Genomic DNA, 19,281 nt, shown 5'->3' on the forward strand with positions numbered 1-19,281 from the left:
TTCAGTCTCCTCGCGGCCAGCGCTGGGATGCTTCCAGCACATTCAGGTCCATGTGGTTGCGCATGTAGCGCTCGGACGCCTTCTTCAGGGGCTGGAAGTCCCACGGGTAGTAGGCGCCGTTGCGCAGGGCGGCGTAGACGACGTGACGGCGGGCCTGGCTCTGGCGGATCTCGGTGTCGAAGGCCTTCATGTCCCACAACTCCCGAACCCTTTCGGCGAAGCGGGCGGCCGTCTCTGCGTGAGCCGGATCGTCGGCCAGGTTGACGAGCTCGTTCGGGTCGGCGTCCAGGTCGAAAAGCTGCGGGGGGTCGACCTCGCAATGCACGTACTTGAAGCGGCCCTCGCGCAGCGCCACCAGCGGCGCGATGGAGCCTTCCGCGGCATACTCGATGCGCACGGGGATCTGCCGGTCGCCGCCGGCGGCAATGGCAATGAGGCTCTCGCCGTCGGTCCATGGCGCCACCTCGCCCAGATCGATGCCGACGAGGTCGGCGAGGGTCGGCGTGACGTCCATGGTGGAAACCGGCGCATCGATCCGGCCCGGCTGCATCTGCGGCGCCGCGATCATCAGCGGCACGCGCGACGAGCCCTCGAAGAAGCTCATCTTGAACCACAATCCGCGTTCGCCAAGCATGTCGCCGTGGTCGGACAGGAACAGCACGATGGTGTTCTCGCTCTGCCCGGTGCCCTCGAGCGCCTCCAGGATCTGACCGATCTTGTCGTCCAGGTAGGAGATGTTGGCGAAATAGGCCCGGCGCGAGTTGCGGATATCGTCGGGCTTGATGTCGAAGCTGCGCCAGTCGTTGGCATCGAATATGCGCTTCGAATGGGCGTCCTGCTCGTCGTACGGGATCGCCGGGACCGTCGGCTCCAGGTGGTCGCAGTCCTCGTAGAGATCCCAGAACTTCTTGCGGGCGACGTACGGGTCGTGCGGATGCGTGAAGGACACGGTCAGGAGCCACGGCCGCTCGTCGCCGCGCCGACCCAGATCGTAGACCTTGCGGATCGCCTCGTAGGCAACCTCGTCGTCATACTCGAGCTGGTTGGAGATCTCGCCGACGCCGGCGCCGGTCACCGAGCCCATGTTGTGATACCACCAGTCGATGCGCTCTCCCGGTTTGCGGTAGTCCGGCGTCCAGCCGAAATCGGCGGGATAGACATCGGTGGTCAACCGCTCCTCGAAGCCGTGCAACTGGTCCGGGCCGACGAAGTGCATCTTGCCCGACAGCGTCGTCTGGTAGCCGGCGAGACGAAGGTGGTGCGCGAAGGTGGGCACGTCGGAGGCGAACTCGGCGGCGTTGTCATAGACGCGGGTGCGCCTCGGCAACTGGCCCGACATGAAGCTCGCCCGGCCTGGCGCGCACAGCGGCGAGCCGGTGTAGGTGTTGGCGAACCGGGTGGAGCGTTCGGCCAGCGCCTTCAGGTTCGGGGTGTGCAGGAAGTCGGCCGGCCCGTCGGGAAAAAAGGTCCCTGCGAGCTGATCGACCATCAGGATCAGGACGTTCGGTTTCTGGGTCACCCGGCAATCTCCTGCTGGGTCTGGGCGGCGGAGGCGAGGCAGAGGTCGAGATAGTTGATGACCATGGCTGCCGCCTGGCGGGGGTTCGTCGGGCGGGCGCGGAGCGCCGCGCGGATGTAGTAGCCGTCGATCATGGCGGCGACGCCGTCGGCAATGCGCCGTGCCTCGTCGGGCGGAGCGAGCTCGTCGAGCGCGGCCACGAGGTTGCTGTCGAGGCGGCGCTGGTAGACGGCGAGGAGGCGTTCGGCCTCATCGGAACGCTGGGCCATCACGTAGAAGGCGAGCCAGGCGCTGACCACCGCGGGATCGAACTGGCCGGGCTCGAAGCAGGCCTGGATGACCGTTTCGACGCGCTTGCGGGGCGTGTCGCAGCGCCGGTAGCCTTCGCGCACCAGTTCACCGAAATCATCGAGGATCCGGCGCATGGCGGCCAGCAGGATGGAGTCCTTCGAGCCGAAATAGTGATGGGCGAGGGCCGCCGACACGCCGGCACGCCGGGCAATGCCGGCAACGGTCACGTCGAGGGAGCCCACGGCTCCGATCTCGGCGATGGCTGCCTTCACCAGCGCGTCCTTGCGGACGCTTTCCATTCCGACCTTGGGCATCCACTCCGCCTTCCGGGCGACCGAGCCGCCTGTCCGCAACCAAAGGCACACCTGCCCGTTTACATCTGGGACATAATGATGTTGATTGAGTGATCAATCAAGAAAGACGAACGTCCCGGTGGACAATTCCACCGGCGAGGTTGGGGACACTGCAGGATCTGCGCCCGCCAGTCCCGGGCGTGATGTCGAAACAGGAGAGACTCACATGCTTCGTACCTTGAGCTCGATTTGCGCGGTTGCGCTCGCCTCATCGCCGATGCTGGCTGGCGCGGCCTACGCGCAGGCACAATGCGATTCCGTTACGATGTCCGACGTGGGCTGGACCGACATCACCACGACGACATCTGCCACCAAGCATGTCCTTGAGGGGCTCGGCTACGATGTCGACGTGAAGGTGCTGTCGGTGCCGGTGACGTTCGCTTCGCTCGAGAGCGACGACGTCGACGTCTTCCTCGGCAACTGGATGCCGGCGCAGACTGCCGCCATCACGCCGTACCTGGACTCCGGCGAGATCGAGACGGTCCACGAGAACCTGCAGGGGACCAAGTACACCCTCGCCGTGCCGACCTATCTCTACGACAAGGGCCTGAAGACCTACGGCGACATCGCCAAGTTCCGCGACGAGCTGGACGAGAAGATCTACGGCATCGAGCCTGGCAACGAGGGCAACGCCTACCTCGTCTCGCTGGTCGAGGAGAACAAGCACGATCTGGAGGGCTTCGAGATCGTCGAGAGCTCCGAGCAGGGCATGCTGGCCATGGTCGGCCGCAAGTACCCCAAGGAGGAGGCCATCGTCTTCCTCGGCTGGGAGCCGCACCCGATGAACGCCAACTACTCGCTCAAATATCTCACCGGCGGTGAGGACTTCTTCGGCGGCGAGGGCGTGGTGAACACCGTCACCCGCAAAGGCTTCGTCGAGGAGTGCCCGAACGTCGGCGCCCTTCTGAAGAATCTCGACTTCTCCCTGCCGATGGAGAACGAGATCATGGGCAAGATCCTCAATGACGGCGAGGATGCCGACGACGCCACCGAGGAATGGCTGAAGGCCAATCCGGACGTGCTGGAAGCCTGGCTCGACGGCGTCACCACCGTTGACGGTGAGCCGGGCCTGCCGGCCGTGAAGGAACAGCTCGGCCTCTGAGGCTGATGCACCGACTGTCCGCCCGGGGCCTGTCCCGGGCGGACACGCGGGGTGCGAAGCGGAAAGGCGCGTGAGCCGCTTTTCCTCTTCCCGCTCCCGAAACCGGTTGCGGGGTGACTGCACGCGGGCCGACCCGTTGGGTCTTTCCGCTGCGCGTCGACCTGCTAGCATCCGTTTCCGTCTGGCAGGGTTCGTGGACCCGGTCGGACCGGTTTCCGGCAAGAGCAGAGGGGCTCGCGCGTGGATTTCCTGACAGACTACAAGATCCCCGTGGGCCGCTGGGCGGCCGACATCTTCACCTGGTTGCAGGTCAATGGCGGCTGGTTCTTCGACGGCCTCGCCGAAGTCATGGGAAGCCTGATCGACGGCTTTCTCTGGCTCCTTCAGGAGCCGCCCGAGCTGGTTGTCGTGGCCGTCTTCGTGGCGCTCGCCTGGTGGCTGCAGAAGAGCTGGAAGATGGCGCTCTTCGTGCTCCTCGGCTTCCTGTTCATCATCAACCAGGGCTACTGGGAGGAGACGACGGAGAGCCTTACGCTCGTTGTCTCCGCCTGCATCGTCTGCATGGCGATCGGCGTGCCCGTCGGCATCGCGGCCGCGCACCGGCCCAACTTCTACAAGGTGCTGCAGCCCATCCTCGATTTGATGCAGACGCTGCCGACCTTCGTCTATCTCATTCCGGCGATCGTGTTCTTCGGCATCGGTATGGTCCCCGGCCTGCTCGCCACCGTCGTGTTCGTGCTGCCGGCCCCGATCCGGCTCACCTACCTGGGTGTCGTATCCACACCGATGCCGCTTCTCGAAGCCGCCGATTCCTTCGGGGCGACGGGCTGGCAGAAGCTCACGAAGGTCGAGCTGCCCTACGCCATGCCGCAGATCATGGCCGGCCTGAACCAGGCGATCATGCTGTCGCTCTCCATGGTGGTTGTGGCGGCGCTGGTCGGCGCCGACGGGCTGGGCGTGCCGGTGGTGCGCGCGCTGAACCAGGTCAACACGGCGCTCGGCTTCGAGAGCGGCTTCATCATCGTGGTCGTGGCGATCATGCTCGACCGTGTGCTGCGTGTGGGAGGGCGTCCGCGATGAGTAACACCGAGACCGCACCGAACCGGGCCGCAAAGGGCGGCAAGGCCGTCGTCTTCGACGCTGTGAACATCGTCTTCGGAACCAATCCGCAGGCGGCGTTGCCGCTCATGGATGCGGGCCAGAGCCGGGCGGAGATCCAGGCCGAGACCGGCCAGGTGCTCGGCGTTCACGACTGCTCGCTCGAGGTGGGCGACGGCGAGATCCTCGTCCTGATGGGCCTGTCCGGCTCCGGCAAGTCGACGCTCCTGCGGGCCGTCAACCGGCTTAACCCGGTGGCCCGCGGCCGGGTGCTGGTCAACGACGACGGCACCATGGTGGACGTCACCCAGGCCGACGCCAAGACGCTGCGACGGATCCGGCTGCACCGCGTGGCCATGGTCTTCCAGCAGTTCGGCCTGCTGCCGTGGCGCAACGTGCTCGACAACGTGGCGCTGGGCCTGGAGTTCGGCGGCATGGGCCGCAAGGAGCGGGAAGAAAGGGCGCGGCGGCAGCTCGAACTGGTGGGCCTGTCGGACTGGGAAGACCGGCTGGTCAGCGAGCTGTCCGGCGGCATGCAGCAGCGCGTCGGCCTGTCGCGCGCCTTCGCCACCGAGGCGCCCATCCTGCTGATGGACGAGCCGTTTTCGGCACTCGACCCGCTGATCCGCAACCGGCTTCAGGACGAGCTGCTGGACCTGCAGCGCAACCTGCAGCGCACCATCATCTTCGTCAGCCACGACCTCGACGAGGCCTTCAAGATCGGCGACCGCATCGCCATCATGGAAGGCGGGCGCATCGTCCAGTGCGGCACGCCGCCGGAAATCATCCGCAATCCGGCCAACGACTACGTGGCCGATTTCGTGGCGCACATGAACCCGCTTGGGGTGCTGAGGGCAAGCGACGTGATGATCGACGGCGAGGCCCCGGCCGATGCCGACGAGATCCACGCCGACACCAAGCTCCAGGACGTGATGGAGCCGCTCAACGAGGGCCGCGTCCTGAACGTGACGTCGGAGGAAGGCGACCATCTGGGCGTCATCCGCCCGGCGGAAATCGTCTCGGCGCTGACCCCGCGCGACAAGCCCGACACGACGGCCTGACGGGCTTTCGGGCGGGCTTTACCACCGCATCACGAGGGTGCGCGGCGGTTCGTGCATCCGTGCGCAGTCGACTGCGCAAAGCGTGCGCAGAATTGCGCAGAAGTCCGCAGAATGCGCGCAGCGTGCGCGTGCGCGGTGGCATGCTCCTGTCCGATGCACGATCCGGCCGAACGGCCGGGTCCACAAGGAGGACAGGATGGGACCCTTCCCGCACGACGCACCGCCCGCCGAGATCACCGACGCCAACCCCGCCGGCACGGATGGCTTCGAGTTCGTCGAGTTCTCCAGCGAGGAGCCCGAGGCGCTCGAGGCGCTGTTCGCCCGCATGGGGTTTGCGCCCGTCGCCCGCCACAAGTCGAAGGCGATCACCGTCTGGCGCCAGGGCGACGTCAACTACCTGCTGAATGCCGAGCCGGGCAGCTTCGGCCGCCGCTTCGTGGACAAGCACGGCCCTTGTGCTCCCTCCATGGCCTGGCGGGTGGTGGACGCGGACCATGCCTTCCGACATGCCGTCGAACAGGGCGCGGAGCCCTACGAGGGCGACGACAAGAGCCTCGACGTGCCGGCGATCGTCGGCATCGGCGGCTCGCTTCTCTATTTCGTCGACTCCTACGGCGAGAAGGGCTCGCCCTACGCCGCCGAGTTCGAGTGGCTGGGCGAAGCGGACCCGCGGCCCGAGGGCGTCGGCTTCTACTATCTCGACCACCTGACCCACAACGTCTACCGCGGCAACATGGACAAGTGGTGGGCCTTCTATCGGGAGCTGTTCGGCTTCACCCAGATCCATTTCTTCGACATCGAGGGCAAGCTCACCGGCCTTGTCAGCCGGGCGATTACCTCGCCCTGCGGCAAGATCCGCATCCCGCTGAACGAGAGCACGGACGACAAGAGCCAGATCGAGAGCTACCTGAAGAAGTACCGTGGCGAGGGCATCCAGCACATCGCGGTGGGAACCGAGGCGATCTACGACGCCACCGACCGGCTGGCCGATAACGGCCTCCTGTTCATGCCCGGTCCGCCGGACACCTACTACGAGATGTCGTATGAGCGGGTGAAGGGCCACGACGAACCCGTCGACCGGATGAAGAAACACGGAATCTTGATCGACGGCGAAGGGGTCGTCGGCGGCGGCCAGACCAAGATCCTGCTGCAGATCTTTTCCAAGACGGTGATCGGCCCGATCTTCTTCGAATTCATTCAACGGAAGGGCGACGAGGGGTTCGGGGAGGGCAACTTCCGCGCGCTGTTCGAATCGATCGAGGAGGAACAGATCCGCACCGGAGAAATCTCCGCCAGCGCGGCGGAGTAGAGCGGGCGCCCGCTCACCTGCCGCATCGCACATTCTGCCTTTCCCTAGAGCCCGCAGCCCCGCGCTGCGGGCTTTTTTGCCGTTGGTGCGGTGCAAAAAGATCGATCCCAAAGGCAGTGGACGACAGCCCCGCGCAACTTTCGGGAGTTACATCCGTCAATATCGCGATTTCGATCTGTGGAGCCGGGTCCCGGCTGCTTGTAAGCGCTCCCACCGTGCGGCGTTGCGGCGCGACCGGGGATCCCGCGGGCGGCCCCGGAGCGGGTTGAGGCGGGCTGGTATGGGTTCACGATTTGACGGTGTGAAACGGGGAAGGGCACACTTCTTCCGATAGGTGTGCTGCAGGGTCGGTCGGTATGGGTGCACGCTACGCTGACAGTCTTCCGGCAACCGGCCTCGTGCGGCTCCGTGGTGCGGGATTTGTAATGACGTCGAGCCTGCGCGTCTTCGTTCCGGCCTTTCTCCTATTCATCGGCTTGTTCGGGCTTGCATCCGCCCTCGTTGTCTGGGCCGACCAGCGCGTTGAAAGGGCGCGCGATCACTCGGCCGCGGCGGCAGCGGTCGCGGAAGCCGCCCGGCAGGTGCAGGCTTTCGTCCGCCTTGAGGCTGGCAACGTTCGCGTCATCGCCCAGGACATGGCAGTTCTGGAATTCGCGAACGGCGACGAGACTGTGCGCCCGCTCGTGGAACGAGAATTTTCGGTGTTCATGGCGGAAAAGCCGGCCATCGCGCAGCTTCGCGTGATGAACCTGGACGGTCGCGAGACGGTGCGCGTCGATCGCGTTGGCAGCCGGATCGTGACCGCCGACGACAGCGCGCTGCAGGACAAATCCGCCCGCTACTATTTCAGCGACGCCGTCGGCCTGCCGCCGAACGGGGTCTATCTGTCCGAATTGGACCTCAACGTCGAGCGCGGGGTCGTGGAAACGCCCTGGCGTCCGATGCTGCGGCTGGCGGCCCCCATTCCTGGCCCCGACGGAACCACGGCCGCGCTGGTGGTGATGAACCTCGATGCGGGCTTCCTGATCGACACTGTGGAGCGACTGCGGTTCGCGGATGGCCGATCGGTCGCCCTTCTGAACGGTGCCGGCTATTGGCTTGCGGGAGCCTCGCCGGACCGCCGCTGGGGCTTCATGTTCGGTAAGGACACCTCCCTGGCATCGAGCGACCCGGATCTGTGGAGGCGCATCGAGGCCATCGGCTCCGGAGGGTTTTCCGTCGATGACACCGACTACATCGTGGACACCGTGCGGCCCGCGGAGGTCCTGACGCAGGCGCACGCCGGCCTCGACATTTATCTCGCGGCAGAAAGCTGGATCCTGCTGGCCGGCGTGCCGGGCCAGGTCACCACTCCGGTGTGGATCGGCTGGCCGCGGACGCTCGTGGTTCTGACTCTCTCGAGCATTCTTGCGTGGTTGGTCGCGGGCCTGCTGACGGCCAGGCGCCGGGCGGAGCAGCGCCGCTTGATGGCAGAGGTCGAACTTGTGCGTGCTGACAGGCTGGCTGGGCTCGGGAGCATCGTTGCCGGGGTCGCCCACGAGCTCAACACCCCGCTTGGCAACGCCAAGACGGTGGCCAGCACCCTGACCGAGCGGCTCGATGAGCTGGAGGCGCAGATGGCCGCGAGCGGCCGGCCCGCGTCGGTGGACGAGGCCATGCGTGATATTCGCGACGGCACCGGGCTGGTGCTCAAGAACGTGACGCGAGCGGCCGAGATCGTCCGACAGTTCAGAGAAGTGTCGACCGATCAGGTGGGCGAGCGTCGGCGGGAGTTCCGCCTCGACGATTTCCTGCGCGACATGGTTCACATTCACAGCCCCCAGTTCAGGGGGACGGGCATCGTGCTTGAATGCGAGGGCCGGGCCGCCACCCCGCTCGACAGCTATCCCGGACCGCTGGGCCAGGTGGTGTCGAACCTGATCGCCAATGCGAGGATTCACGCGTTTGCTCCGGGCGAGCAGGGGCGCGTCATAGTCACCTGCCGCGAACTGTCAGGCGGTTTCTTTGAACTCGTCGTGCGGGACACCGGCAAGGGCATGGCGCCGGCCGTCTCGAAGCGAATTTTCGATCCCTTCTTCACCACCCGGCTGGGTGCCGACGGCAGCGGGATGGGGATGGCAATCGTCCACAGGATCGTGACCGGGATCCTGGGAGGGGAAATCGCGGTGACCAGCAGGCCGGGAGCCGGAACGTCGGTCGTCGTTCGACTGCCGAGGCAGGCTCCCACCCTGAAGACCGGCAATCAGCTGAGCGAGTACGATGTCCGTCGAAATTGAGACCGAGTTGACCCGGAATGCCGCGACGGCCGGCGCCGATGGTGTCGAAGACGGGGCTGCGATTGCGCCGACCTGGCGGATTCTGGTCGTCGACGACGATCCCGACGTGCTCGAAGCCACCGAGTTTGCGTTGCGCCACACGACCATTCTTGGACGCTCTTTGGAGGTGGTCTACGCCCGATCCGAGGAGGAAGCTCTGGCGGCGATGGTCCGGTACGCCGACGTCGCGGTGGCTTTCATCGACGTCGTGATGGAAACCCCGGATGCCGGGCTTGAGCTCGTCCGCAAACTCCGCGAGCTCGGCTATGACGAACTGCGCATCGTGCTGCGCACGGGCTATCCGGGCTATGCACCCGAGCTTTCGGTCATCACCCACTATGAGATCGACGATTATCGGACCAAGGACGAACTGACCCGGGTTCGGCTGATTTCGGTCCTTACCGCGGCGATCCGTGCCTACGACCAGTTGCGCACCCTGTCGCGCAGCCGGCAAGGGCTGCAGATGGTGATCGACAGTTCGACCCAGCTGTTCAAGCGCACCAACATGGAGGTGTTCTCCCAGGGCGTCCTGGCCCAGGTGGGAGCCCTGATGCGAACCCATTCGTCCGGCTTCGTGTGCGTCGAAGGCCGGAAAACGACCAATCAGGTAATCGTCAGCGCCATGGGCGACTTCGCCCCGCTCATCGGCAAGGAAATCGATGCGCTGCCGGCCGAAATCCGCAGCCTGATCGCGGCGGCGCGTCAGCAATCCGAGCCGCTTTTCCGCGATGGCTACATGGTGCTGCTGTTCACAAGCGAGTCCGGCAGCAAGTTGTGCGCCGTCCTGCAGGCGCGCGCCGGCCGCGAGGACGCGGACCTGGATCTGCTACGGGTGTTCTGTACCAACATCTCGATCGCTTTCGAGAACCTTGCGCTCACCGAAGAGATGAACCGGCTCGCGTTCACCGATCCGATCGTCGGCATACCGAACGCCAGCGCCTTCGAGGCCGGGCTTGCCCGCGAGATCGCCTCGGACGGGGCCGGGAAGCGCGTCGCCATGATCACGTTGAGCGGATTTCCGTCGACGATCGCCACCTATGGCGCCCAGATGGCCAACCGGCTGCTGCGCGAGGTCTACGGACGGATTTCCGAGCTGATGGGAGCGGCGACCGTCACGCTGATCGGCCGGGGCACGTTCGGCGTCATCGCCCCCCGCGAGACGCTCGTGCCGGATTTGGTCACCCGAACCTTCGCAACGCCCTATCTGATCGACGAAATCGAGTTCATGCCGACAGCGACCACCGCGATCGTGGAGCTCTCGGACCTGCCCGAGGATCCTGTCGACGCGCTTCGCATGGCGACCACGGCGCTCGTCCACGTGCGTCAGTCGCGTCCCAACGAAGTTGTCATCTGCGGTCCTGAGATGCAGAGGGAGATGGAGCGCAAGCAAGCCCTCCAGATCGCCCTCAAGCAGGCTCTCAATAGCAAGACCGGCCTAGAGGTTTATCTTCAGCCCATCGTCGAACTGACCAGCGGCAGGGTCGTCGCAGCGGAAGCGCTGTCGCGCTGGCGCTTCGGTGGAGAGCTTGTTTCACCCGAAGAGTTCATTCCGATTGCAGAAGCAGCGGGACTGACCCGGGCCCTGACCGGGCTGGTGCTCGAGCAGATCGTGGCCTGGCGCGAGAGCGGGGGAGACGGTTTCGACGCCATACCGGTCGCGGTGAACCTGTCGATGGCGGACCTCAACCGTCCCGGCTTCGCAGCCTGGACGCTGCAAGAGATAGCCGAGCTGGGCCTGAAGCCGGACGACATCCGGTTCGAGGTGACCGAGGGCGTGGCAATGGAGGACGCCGCGCGGGCGGCGGAAGAGATCGAGACGCTACACTCCGCCGGCTACCGGATCGCCATGGACGATTTTGGCACCGGATACTCCTCGCTGAGACAGTTCAGCCTGCTGCCCATCGATATCCTGAAGATCGATCGAAGTTTCGTGGATACGCTGGAGGTGCATTCGGCCCGGCGCAGCCTCGCCGCCATCATCCTGACCATGACCGAGGCGCTCGGCGTCGATTGCGTGGCCGAGGGCATCGAAACGGAGGAGCAGCGCGAAGCGCTTCTGTTCCTCGGCTGCCGTCTCGGCCAAGGCTACCTGTTCGGCCACCCGACGCCGATCGACCAGTTCAACGCCACGTTCGGACGTCAGGTCAGCATCTGACGCGTGGAGCCGTCGCCGCCGGCGGCGGCAAGGCCCTTGAGGCCGGCAACCAGGAGTTCGCAATAGAACTCGAAGCCGGCGTCCAGCGGCGCGGCGGCGCCGTTCTGCCAGCGCAGGATGAAGGATCGGTTGAGCATCAGCTCCTTGTGGGCGGCGAGCATGGGGTGGGTCTGCGGGTCGATCCGCGCAACGAGATCGCCCATCCGCGCGGTCCAGCTGTCAACATCGTCGGTCAGCACCATGGCGAACTCCTGGGTGACGAAGCCGACCAGGGTGCCAAACACCGCATTGTAGGCGGCGACCAGGCGCTCACCCTCGAAGCCCGCTTCGTGCAGCTTCTCCAGGGTGGTTTCCAGCAGGGTGAGATCGACGCTGGCGTTGGAGACGAGCTGCACGCCGATGAGCGGTGCCACGTTCGGATGACGGCGGATGATGGATCGATAGCGCTGCAACAGCTCGCGCAGCCACGGTTCCCAGGCCAGCTCGCGCGGCGGCATCATCTCCGCCAGCACGTCTGTGATGATCTCGACGACCAGCTCGTTGCGGCTCGGAACGTGCCAGTAGAGGGCGGTTGGATAGACCCCCAGCGCCTTGGCCACCGCGCGGAGGCTGAAGGCCTCCAGCCCCTGCTCGTCGATGAGCTTCATCGATGCGGCGACGATCTTGTCGCGGGACAGGCCGGCGCCCTCCGGCGCGCGGCGCGGCGGGGCTTTTCGGGCAACGCCCGGTACGACGGACATTGGTCGGGACAACTCCTGCACACTCACGGCGCGCGCGACAGCCAGCGCGCGACACCTTCCCCCAGCCGTTTCGCCTGTTGAACCCCAGAACGGGGCACAGGGCAATCCGGGAGTGGATCACGATGCATGGAGCGGCACGCGTGTCCTATGGGGCGGAAGAGACGCGGTAGACCGTTACCTGCCGAAAGGGATGCCCGGGCGTGATGCGAGTGGAAGGAAACTCGGGCCGGTTGGGGGCGTCGGGGAAGGCCTGGGGTTCGAGGCAGAAGCCGTCGGACAGCGCGATCGGCCGCGCCGTGCCGTCCTCGTCCACCGCCAGGATCGCGCCGGTGTAGACCTGCAGGCCTGGCGCGGTGGTGAGGAGCTCGAGGACGCGGCCAGAGTGCGGGTCGAAGGCGCGGGCGGCGAAGCGGGGCTGGGACAGGGACGTGTCCCGGTGCAGCACGAAGCAGTGGTCGAAGCCGCGCTCTTGAAGAAGCTGCGGGTCGTCGCTGCCGGCGACCGCGTCGGCGAGGCCGGTCGGCCGGCGCAGGTCGAAGCGGGTTCCGTCGACCGGACGGATCTCTCCGGTGGGGAGCTGCGTGGCGTCGAGGGGCAGGAACGCCTCGGCCGCGACCTGCAGGCGGTGGTCGTTGATCGGTCCGCCGCCGGCGAGGTTGAAGAAGGCGTGGTTGGTCAGGCTGACGACGGTGGGCCGGTCGGTCCGGGCCTCGCAGGTCATGGTCAGTTCGCCGGGGCCGGTGAGGGCGTAGGTGGCGGTCACCTCCAGGCGGCCGGGAAAGCCGCCGTCGCCGTCCGGCGAGGTCAGCGCGAAGGTCGCGAACGGATGGGGGGTGTCGCCGGCGGCCTCGAGCCGCCACGGCCGGGTATGATATGCGTCCGGGCCGCCGTGCAGGCAGTGCGGACCCTTGTTGGCAGTGAGGGTGTGGCGGTGCCCGTCGAGGACGAAAGACGCGCTGCCGATCCGGTTGGCGTAGCGCCCGACCGTGGCGCCGGAAACCGGCGGGCGGCAGGCGCGGCTCTGCGCATCGTGGAAGCCCCGGACGATGTCGCCCATCACGCCCGAGCGGTCCGGCGCCCGCAGGCGCGCCATGGCCGCGCCCTGGCTGACGACGGTGACGGCGATGCCGTCGCGCGCCAGGTCGACGGCCTCGATGTCGGTGCCGTTGGGGAGGGTCTCGAAAGGGCGGCGCTCGGCGGTCATGAAGCGTCCGGTCTGGCGAGGGGAGGGCGGCCGGTCCGCCACCCGTATCCCGAGATGAGCTAGCACGCGCGGGCGGCCACGGTCGATTGGGCGGGGCGACAAAGAAAAGCCCGGGCCGACAGGGGATCGGCCCGGGCCGGTCTGGACTTGCTGGTGCGGCAGGTGCCGATCAGCCGGGATAGATCGCGGTGTCCTCGCCGTCCTCGCGCACCCAGGTGGGCAGGCCGATCTTCGCCAGCACCGACAGGAAGGGCTGCGGCGGCAGCTCCTCGACGTTGGCCATCTTCTTCACGTCCCACTCGCCGCTGGCGATCAGCATGGCGGCGGCCACCGGCGGCACGCCCGCGGTGTAGGAGATGCCCTGGCTGCCGACCTCCTGGTAGGCCTCGGCGTGGTCGGCGACGTTGTAGATGAACACCTCGCGCGGCTTGCCGTCCTTGGTGCCCTTGACGACGTCGCCGATGCAGGTCTTGCCGGTGTAGTCGGGCGCCAGCGACTTGGGATCCGGCAGCACCGCCTTCACCACCTTCAGCGGCACCACGTCCTGGCCGTCGGCCAGCGTCACCGGCTGCTCCGACAGGAGGCCGAGATTCTTCAGCACGGTGAACACGGTGATGTAGCGCTCGCCGAAGCCCATCCAGAAGCGGATGGTCGGCACGCCCATGGTCTGGGACAGCGAGTGCAGCTCGTCGTGGCCGCTCATGTAGGTGGTCTGCTTGCCGACCACCGGCAGGTCCCAGTCGTGGCGGACCTCGAACATCTGGTTGGTCTGCCAGGCGTTGTTCTGCCACGAGTACACGACGCCGGTGAATTCGCGGAAGTTGATCTCCGGGTCGAAGTTGGTAGCGAAGTAGCGGCCGTGGTTGCCGGCGTTGACGTCGACGATGTCGATCTCGTCGATGGTGTCGAAATAGTCGTCGCGGGCGAGCGCGGCGTAGGCGTTGACGACGCCCGGATCGAAGCCGGCGCCGAGCACCGCGGTGACGCCGGCCTTCTCGCACTCCTCGCGGCGCTTCCACTCGTAGTTGGCGTACCACGGCGGCGTCTCGCAGATCTTCAGCGGATCCTCGTGGATGGCGGTATCGATGTAGGCCGCGCCGGTGGCGATGCAGGCCGACATGACCGGCATGTTGATGAAGGCGGTGCCGACATTGATGACGATCTGCGCGCCGGTCTTCTCGATGAGCGCGGTGGTCGCCGCCACGTCGCGGGCGTCGAGGGCATGGGCCTCCAGGATGCCCTCCGCCTTCAGCGCCTTCTTGTCATGCACGGTGGCGATGATTTCCCGGCACTTGTCGACGGTGCGGGAGGCAATGTGAATGTCCCCCAGCACGTCGTTGTTCTGGGCGCACTTGTGCGCCACCACCTGGGCCACGCCGCCGGCGCCGATGATGAGGACGTTCTTTTTCATTGCGGGGAATTGCTCCGTCGTTGGTCAGCCTAGGCTTCAGGAAAGATTCGTCTCGAAGTCCGCGTAGTCGAAGGCGCGGACCAGGCGTTCGCTGCCGTCGAGCTCGCGCACCGCGATGGAGGGCATGCGCACGCCGTTGAACCAGTTCTTCTTGACCATCGTGTAGCCGGCGGCGTCGCGGATGGAGATCCGGTCGCCGATCTTCAGCTTCTCGGGAAAGCGGAACTCGCCGAACACGTCGCCGGCCAGGCACGACTTGCCGCAGACCATGTAGCTGTGCGGGCCCTCGTTCGGGGCCACCTTGGCGGTCTCGCGGTAGATGAGGAGGTCGAGCATGTGGGCCTCAATGGAGGAGTCCACGATGGCCAGGTCCTTCTCGTTGGTCAGCGTGTCGAGAACGGTGACCTCGAGCGTCGTGGTGCCGGTGATTGCGGCCTCGCCGGGCTCCAGGTAGACCTGCACGCCATAGCGCTCGGCAAAGGCCTTCAGCCGGGCGGCAAACGCCTCCACCGGATAATCCTTGCCGGTGAAGTGGATGCCGCCGCCGAGGCTGACCCATTCGACCTGCGCCAGCAGCGCGCCGAAGCGCTCCTCGATGTCGCCGAGCATCCGGTCGAACAGGGCGAAGTCGGCGTTCTCGCAGTTGTTGTGGATCATGAAGCCGCTGATGCGGTCGATGACGGTCGACACGCGCTCCGGGTCCCATTCGCCCAGCCGGCTGAACGGCCGCGCCGGGTCCGCCAGGTCGAACGAGGACGAGGAGACGCGCGGGTTAAGGCGCAGGCCGCGCACGATGCCGGCGGAGCGGCTCTCGAAGCGCTCCAGCTGGCCGACGGAATTGAAGATGATCTTGTCGGCGTGGGAGACGACCTCGTCGATCTCGTCGTCGGCGTAGGCGACGCTGTAGGCGTGGGTCTCGCCCCCGAACTTCTCCCGTCCCAGGCGCACCTCGTAGAGGGACGAGGACGTGGTTCCGTCCATGTGCTCGCGCATCAGGTCGAACACGCACCAGGTGGCGAAGCACTTCAGGGCGAGCAGCGTCTTCGCGCCGGACAGCGTCCGGACACGGTCCATCACCTCCATGTTCTTCAGGAGGGCGGCCTTGTCGATCAGATAGTAGGGCGTGCGGAGCATCGAGCGGCGGGTCCGGTCGGTTCGATTTCGGGCGGCGACACTGTGCGACAAAGGTGTCGTCCGGGTGACGGGCGCTTGCCCGCGGACCTGCGTCTTAAGCAAAAGCGCGCGCGCCGGACAACCCGCGGCGCCGCATACCGGTGTTTCATGCCTGCGTCCGGCCGCCCGAAGTGCCTGACGAGCCGCGATTTTTCCGGGCCTCGGCCGCCGCGGGATCAAAGGGAATTGACAACGCCGACAGGGGTGTTTCAATTATCAATATCGAGTTTTGAATAATGAAACAAAACCGGAGGAGACGACTATGCGGCGATTGCTCGCGCTTGCGGGGGCGGCCCTGATTCTGGCCGGCCCGGCCTATGCCCAGGACCACACCTTCAAAATGGGCCATGCGGCCTCGTCCAAGCACCTGTTCCACACGGGTCTGGAGATCTTCGCGGAGAAGGTCGACGAGAAGACCGATGGCCAAGTGAAGATCGAGGTCTATGGCGATCGCCAGCTCGGCGACGACAAGCAGCTTCTCGAAGGCCTGCAGATCGGCGTCATCGACGGCGCACTGGTGTCGGCTCCGGTGCTGCCGCTGGTGATTGGCGCCTCGTCGTTCGACGCGCTGCAACTGCCTTTCGTGGTGTCCACCTACGAGGAGATGGCCGGCGCGCTGGGGTCGCCCATCGGGCAGGAGCTCCTCGACACGCTCGACGCCAAGCAGATCAAGGGTCTCGGCTACATCGAGGCCGGCCAGCGCCACTTCCTGGCCAAGGACAAGCAGGTCGGCACCATCGACGATTTCGCCGGCCTGAAGACCCGCATCGTGCCGATCCCGCTGCACAAGGCCACCTGGGAAGCCGTCGGCGTCAATCCGATCGGCATGGCCTACGGCGAGGTCTACTCGGCGCTGGAGACCGGCACCATTGACGCGGTGGAGATCAACCTTTCCTCCATCCAGTCGGAAAGCCTCTTCGAGCCGGCCAAGCACGCCACGCTCACCGGCCACTATTTCTGGCCGGGCGTGATCATGCTGTCGGGCGCGGCCTGGAACAAGCTGCCGGACGACCTCAAGGCCGCCGTGGCCGAGGCGGGCCGCGAGGCGACCCAGGAGCAGTATGCCATCGCCGCCGCCCAGGAGGCCGAAACCGCCGCATTCCTGGAAGAGCAGGGCGTGGAGATCGGCGAGCTGGAGGATCTGTCGGCGATGCAGGCCAAGACCCAGCCGGTCGTGGACGAGTGGCTGACAAAGGACCCGCTCATCCAGAAGTTCTACGACCAGATCAAGGGGCAGTGAGATGGCCGGGCGGACCAACGTCTACAAGTGGGACACGCTCCCGCGTGAGGAAGTGCGCCCGGGCGTGTCCCGGACGGCCTTTCGCGGCGACAACGCCCTCATGGTGATGAACTGGCTTCAGCCGGGGATGGAAGTCCGCCCGCACTCGCATCCCTTCGAACAGCTCGCCTACATCCTCGCCGGCCGGGTGAAATTCACCATCGGCGAGGACGTGGTCGAGGTCGGTGCGGGCGAGGTCGTCCGCATTCCCCCCGACGTGATGCACTGCGGGGAGCCGATCGGCGACGAGGTGGCCGTCAATCTCGACGTGTTCGCGCCGGTCCGGGACGACTACCGCCACCTGACCGCCTACCAGGAAAACGACTTCGCCGACTGATCCGAAAAGGGTCGCTCAAGGCATCTTTCGCTCCGTCCGGCCAAGCCGGGCGGCCAGGTCCCGCTCGGCCGAAAACTGGGGTCGCACCGATGGCATTCGCAGGTCTGCGCAGCGTCTACCAGACGGCCATGAAGGCCCTTCTGGTCCTGCTCATCGCCGTCCTCCTAACGGTGATGGGGCTGCAAATCGTGATGCGCTATTCCTTCAACGCCTCGCTGATCTGGGCGGAAGAGGTCTGCCGCTATCTGCTGATCTGGGTGTCGCTGATCGCCGGCGTCTTCGCCTATGAGCGCGGCGAACTGGCGGCCATGACGCTGCTGCGCGACAGCCTGCCGAGGCGACCGGCGCTGGCGCTGGCGATCCTCGCCAACCTCGTGTCGGCTCTCCTGTGCCTGATGCTGGTGCGATACGGGCTGCGCTTCGCCGACATGGTCGGGTCGCAGCCGATCCCCGCCTTCCGCTTCCTGTTCGAGGACACATTCGGCTGGGGCCCGGGTACCGTGCCCCGGGTCTACTGGGTCTACATGGCGCTGCCCATCGGCATGGGGCTCCTGGCGATCCGTCTCCTCGTCGACGTCGCTCACTACGCCGTCCTGTGGGCGCGCGGCGGCAGCATCGACGATCTCAGGCCCCTGGCGCCGGAGGGCCTGTCGGAATGACCCTCTACCTCCTCGCCTTTTTCGCCTTCCTCGTTCTCGGCATCCCGATCGCCTTCTCGCTGGGGCTGGCCTCTCTGGTCTACCTGGTGGCGAACGACCAGCTGATGCTCTTGATGGCGTTCCCGCAGAAGATGATCGCGGGCATCGACAACTTCGTCCTGCTGACGATTCCGTTCTTCATCCTCGCCGGTAACCTGATGAACGCCGCGAACCTCACCCAGCAGATCGTGCGCTTCGCGCAGATCCTGGTGGGCCGGGTGAAGGGCGGGCTCGCCGCCGTCAACGTCATCGCCAGCATGATGTTCTCCGGTGTCTCGGGTGCCGCCACGGCGGAGGCCTCGGCGCTGGGCAGCGTGATGATCCCGGCCATGCGCCGCGACGGCTACTCTCCGGCCTACGCCGCGGCGCTGACAGCGACGGGATCGTTGCTCGGCCCGCTTGTGCCGCCGTCCCTGTCGCTGATCCTTTACGGCGTGCTCACCGGCACCTCCATCGCCGACCTGTTCCTGGCCGGCATCGTGCCCGCCTTCCTGCTCTGCGGCCTGCTGGTCACCTACGCGCTGTGGAAGGCGCGGCGCGAGGATCATCCGCTGCCGCCGATGATGCCGAAGTCCGAGCGTGCCGGCGCCGTTGTCCGGGCCCTGCCGGCGCTGTTGCTTCCCGTCATCATCGTCGGTGGCATCCGCTCCGGCGTGTTCACGCCGACGGAAGCGGCCGCGGTGGCTGCGATCTACGCGCTCTTGGTGGGCACGGTGATCTACCGCTCGCTGAAGCCCCGGCAGATCGTCAACTCCTTCTACGAGACGGCGACCATGTCGGCCGGCGTCATGCTGGTGGTGGCGATGGCCTCGATGACGTCGTTCATCCTCGGCATCGAGAACATCCCGCAGTCCATCGCCGGCGCGCTCGTCGGGCTGACGGATTCGCCGCTGCTGCTGCTCATCCTGCTGAACATCATCCTCCTGATCCTCGGCTTCTTCCTGGAGCCGCTGGCGGCGCTGATCCTGGCCATGCCGATCCTCAATCAGCTCGGCCCGGTGATCGGCCTCGATCCGGTGCAGTTCGGCGTGATGATCGTTTTCAACCTGATGATCGGCATGATCACGCCGCCGGTCGGGCTGTGCCTGTTCATCGTCTCCGCCATCGGGCGGGTGCCGCTGGACCAGGTAAGCCGGGCGGCGCTGCCGCTGATCGGCATCTGCATCGTGGTGCTGGCACTTGTCGGGCTGGTGCCCGCCCTGTCGCTCACCCTTCCCGCCCTGTTCGGACACTGAG

At 66.2% G+C, this 19,281-nt stretch carries 16 protein-coding genes; 10 read left to right on the forward strand and 6 right to left on the reverse strand.

What is annotated here, in order from left to right; all coding sequences use genetic code 11:
* Window position 1 precedes the first annotated feature (1 nt).
* Both betC and betI read right to left on the reverse strand, forming a co-directional pair.
* Window positions 2-1,519, reverse strand: coding sequence for a choline-sulfatase (betC, locus tag C507_RS0108400; RefSeq protein ID WP_018699236.1), 1,518 nt, complete (start codon window positions 1,517-1,519; stop codon window positions 2-4).
* Window positions 1,516-2,124 carry a transcriptional regulator BetI gene (gene betI, locus C507_RS0108405; protein WP_018699237.1) on the reverse strand — a complete coding sequence of 203 codons (609 nt, stop codon included), beginning with the start codon at window positions 2,122-2,124 and terminating at the stop codon, window positions 1,516-1,518. The genes betC and betI overlap by 4 nt, the downstream gene beginning before the upstream one ends.
* 205 nt (window positions 2,125-2,329) lie before the next feature.
* On the opposite strand from betI, the gene choX reads away from it, so the two are divergent.
* The 6 genes from choX (at window position 2,330) to C507_RS0108435 (ending at window position 11,203) form a co-directional block, all read left to right on the forward strand.
* On the forward strand, window positions 2,330-3,265 hold the full coding sequence (choX, locus tag C507_RS0108410) for a choline ABC transporter substrate-binding protein (protein ID WP_018699238.1): 936 nt from the start codon (window positions 2,330-2,332) through the stop codon (window positions 3,263-3,265).
* 240 nt (window positions 3,266-3,505) lie between these two features.
* Window positions 3,506-4,345 carry a choline ABC transporter permease subunit gene (choW, locus tag C507_RS0108415; RefSeq protein WP_018699239.1) on the forward strand — a complete coding sequence of 280 codons (840 nt, stop codon included), beginning with the start codon at window positions 3,506-3,508 and terminating at the stop codon, window positions 4,343-4,345.
* Window positions 4,342-5,424 (forward strand): choline ABC transporter ATP-binding protein, encoded by a 1,083-nt coding sequence (choV, locus tag C507_RS0108420; protein ID WP_018699240.1) that lies wholly within the window; start codon window positions 4,342-4,344, stop codon window positions 5,422-5,424. Before choW ends, choV begins: the two co-directional genes overlap by 4 nt.
* Window positions 5,425-5,620: 196 nt before the next feature.
* Window positions 5,621-6,733 (forward strand): 4-hydroxyphenylpyruvate dioxygenase, encoded by a 1,113-nt coding sequence (gene hppD / locus C507_RS0108425; RefSeq protein WP_018699241.1) that lies wholly within the window; start codon window positions 5,621-5,623, stop codon window positions 6,731-6,733.
* Between the two features lie 425 nt (window positions 6,734-7,158).
* Window positions 7,159-9,009 (forward strand): sensor histidine kinase, encoded by a 1,851-nt coding sequence (locus C507_RS22325; RefSeq protein WP_018699242.1) that lies wholly within the window; start codon window positions 7,159-7,161, stop codon window positions 9,007-9,009.
* Window positions 8,993-11,203 carry a GGDEF/EAL domain-containing response regulator gene (locus C507_RS0108435; RefSeq protein ID WP_018699243.1) on the forward strand — a complete coding sequence of 737 codons (2,211 nt, stop codon included), beginning with the start codon at window positions 8,993-8,995 and terminating at the stop codon, window positions 11,201-11,203. Before C507_RS22325 ends, C507_RS0108435 begins: the two co-directional genes overlap by 17 nt.
* Here the strand turns inward: C507_RS0108435 and C507_RS20790 are convergent.
* The 4 genes from C507_RS20790 to nspC all read right to left on the reverse strand — a co-directional run bounded on the left by C507_RS20790 (window position 11,188) and on the right by nspC (window position 15,692).
* Entirely contained in the window at window positions 11,188-11,943 is a 756-nt protein-coding gene (locus tag C507_RS20790; protein WP_018699244.1) for a TetR/AcrR family transcriptional regulator, read from the reverse strand. The two genes, C507_RS0108435 and C507_RS20790, sit on opposite strands and share 16 nt — an antisense overlap.
* A gap of 145 nt (window positions 11,944-12,088) precedes the next feature.
* Window positions 12,089-13,147, reverse strand: a complete 1,059-nt coding sequence (locus C507_RS0108445) for an aldose epimerase family protein (protein ID WP_018699245.1) — start codon at window positions 13,145-13,147, stop codon at window positions 12,089-12,091.
* Between the two features lie 169 nt (window positions 13,148-13,316).
* Complete coding sequence (locus C507_RS0108450) at window positions 13,317-14,558, reverse strand: saccharopine dehydrogenase family protein (protein ID WP_018699246.1); 1,242 nt, start codon at window positions 14,556-14,558, stop codon at window positions 13,317-13,319.
* A gap of 36 nt (window positions 14,559-14,594) precedes the next feature.
* Window positions 14,595-15,692, reverse strand: a complete 1,098-nt coding sequence (gene nspC / locus C507_RS0108455; protein WP_018699247.1) for a carboxynorspermidine decarboxylase — start codon at window positions 15,690-15,692, stop codon at window positions 14,595-14,597.
* A gap of 301 nt (window positions 15,693-15,993) precedes the next feature.
* Here nspC and C507_RS20795 point away from each other — a divergent pair, with 301 nt between their 5' ends.
* The 4 genes from C507_RS20795 (at window position 15,994) to C507_RS0108475 (ending at window position 19,280) form a co-directional block, all read left to right on the forward strand.
* Complete coding sequence (locus C507_RS20795) at window positions 15,994-16,971, forward strand: TRAP transporter substrate-binding protein (protein ID WP_018699248.1); 978 nt, start codon at window positions 15,994-15,996, stop codon at window positions 16,969-16,971.
* Between the two features lies 1 nt (window position 16,972).
* The gene (locus tag C507_RS0108465; protein WP_018699249.1) at window positions 16,973-17,347 is read left to right on the forward strand and encodes a cupin domain-containing protein; all 375 of its coding nucleotides are present in this window, start codon (window positions 16,973-16,975) and stop codon (window positions 17,345-17,347) included.
* Window positions 17,348-17,436: 89 nt separating this feature from the next.
* Window positions 17,437-18,006 carry a TRAP transporter small permease gene (locus tag C507_RS0108470; protein ID WP_018699250.1) on the forward strand — a complete coding sequence of 190 codons (570 nt, stop codon included), beginning with the start codon at window positions 17,437-17,439 and terminating at the stop codon, window positions 18,004-18,006.
* On the forward strand, window positions 18,003-19,280 hold the full coding sequence (locus C507_RS0108475; protein WP_018699251.1) for a TRAP transporter large permease: 1,278 nt from the start codon (window positions 18,003-18,005) through the stop codon (window positions 19,278-19,280). Before C507_RS0108470 ends, C507_RS0108475 begins: the two co-directional genes overlap by 4 nt.
* Window position 19,281: the final 1 nt, after the last annotated feature.

Source organism: Amorphus coralli DSM 19760, assembly GCF_000374525.1.
Classification (GTDB): Bacteria; Pseudomonadota; Alphaproteobacteria; order Rhizobiales; family Amorphaceae; genus Amorphus; species Amorphus coralli.

Excerpts from the sequence above, each read along its gene's own strand:
- C507_RS0108450 (WP_018699246.1), bottom strand. The coding sequence starts at position 14,558 with ATGAAAAAGAACGTCCTCATCATCGGCGCCGGCGGCGTGGCCCAGGTG.
- C507_RS0108470 (WP_018699250.1), top strand. The coding sequence starts at position 17,437 with ATGGCATTCGCAGGTCTGCGCAGCGTCTACCAGACGGCCATGAAGGCC.
- choX (WP_018699238.1), top strand. The coding sequence starts at position 2,330 with ATGCTTCGTACCTTGAGCTCGATTTGCGCGGTTGCGCTCGCCTCATCG.
- C507_RS0108435 (WP_018699243.1), top strand. The coding sequence starts at position 8,993 with ATGTCCGTCGAAATTGAGACCGAGTTGACCCGGAATGCCGCGACGGCC.
- C507_RS0108445 (WP_018699245.1), bottom strand. The coding sequence starts at position 13,147 with ATGACCGCCGAGCGCCGCCCTTTCGAGACCCTCCCCAACGGCACCGAC.
- C507_RS20790 (WP_018699244.1), bottom strand. The coding sequence starts at position 11,943 with ATGTCCGTCGTACCGGGCGTTGCCCGAAAAGCCCCGCCGCGCCGCGCG.
- hppD (WP_018699241.1), top strand. The coding sequence starts at position 5,621 with ATGGGACCCTTCCCGCACGACGCACCGCCCGCCGAGATCACCGACGCC.
- nspC (WP_018699247.1), bottom strand. The coding sequence starts at position 15,692 with ATGCTCCGCACGCCCTACTATCTGATCGACAAGGCCGCCCTCCTGAAG.
- choV (WP_018699240.1), top strand. The coding sequence starts at position 4,342 with ATGAGTAACACCGAGACCGCACCGAACCGGGCCGCAAAGGGCGGCAAG.
- betI (WP_018699237.1), bottom strand. The coding sequence starts at position 2,124 with ATGCCCAAGGTCGGAATGGAAAGCGTCCGCAAGGACGCGCTGGTGAAG.
- C507_RS20795 (WP_018699248.1), top strand. The coding sequence starts at position 15,994 with ATGCGGCGATTGCTCGCGCTTGCGGGGGCGGCCCTGATTCTGGCCGGC.
- C507_RS0108465 (WP_018699249.1), top strand. The coding sequence starts at position 16,973 with ATGGCCGGGCGGACCAACGTCTACAAGTGGGACACGCTCCCGCGTGAG.
- C507_RS0108475 (WP_018699251.1), top strand. The coding sequence starts at position 18,003 with ATGACCCTCTACCTCCTCGCCTTTTTCGCCTTCCTCGTTCTCGGCATC.
- C507_RS22325 (WP_018699242.1), top strand. The coding sequence starts at position 7,159 with ATGACGTCGAGCCTGCGCGTCTTCGTTCCGGCCTTTCTCCTATTCATC.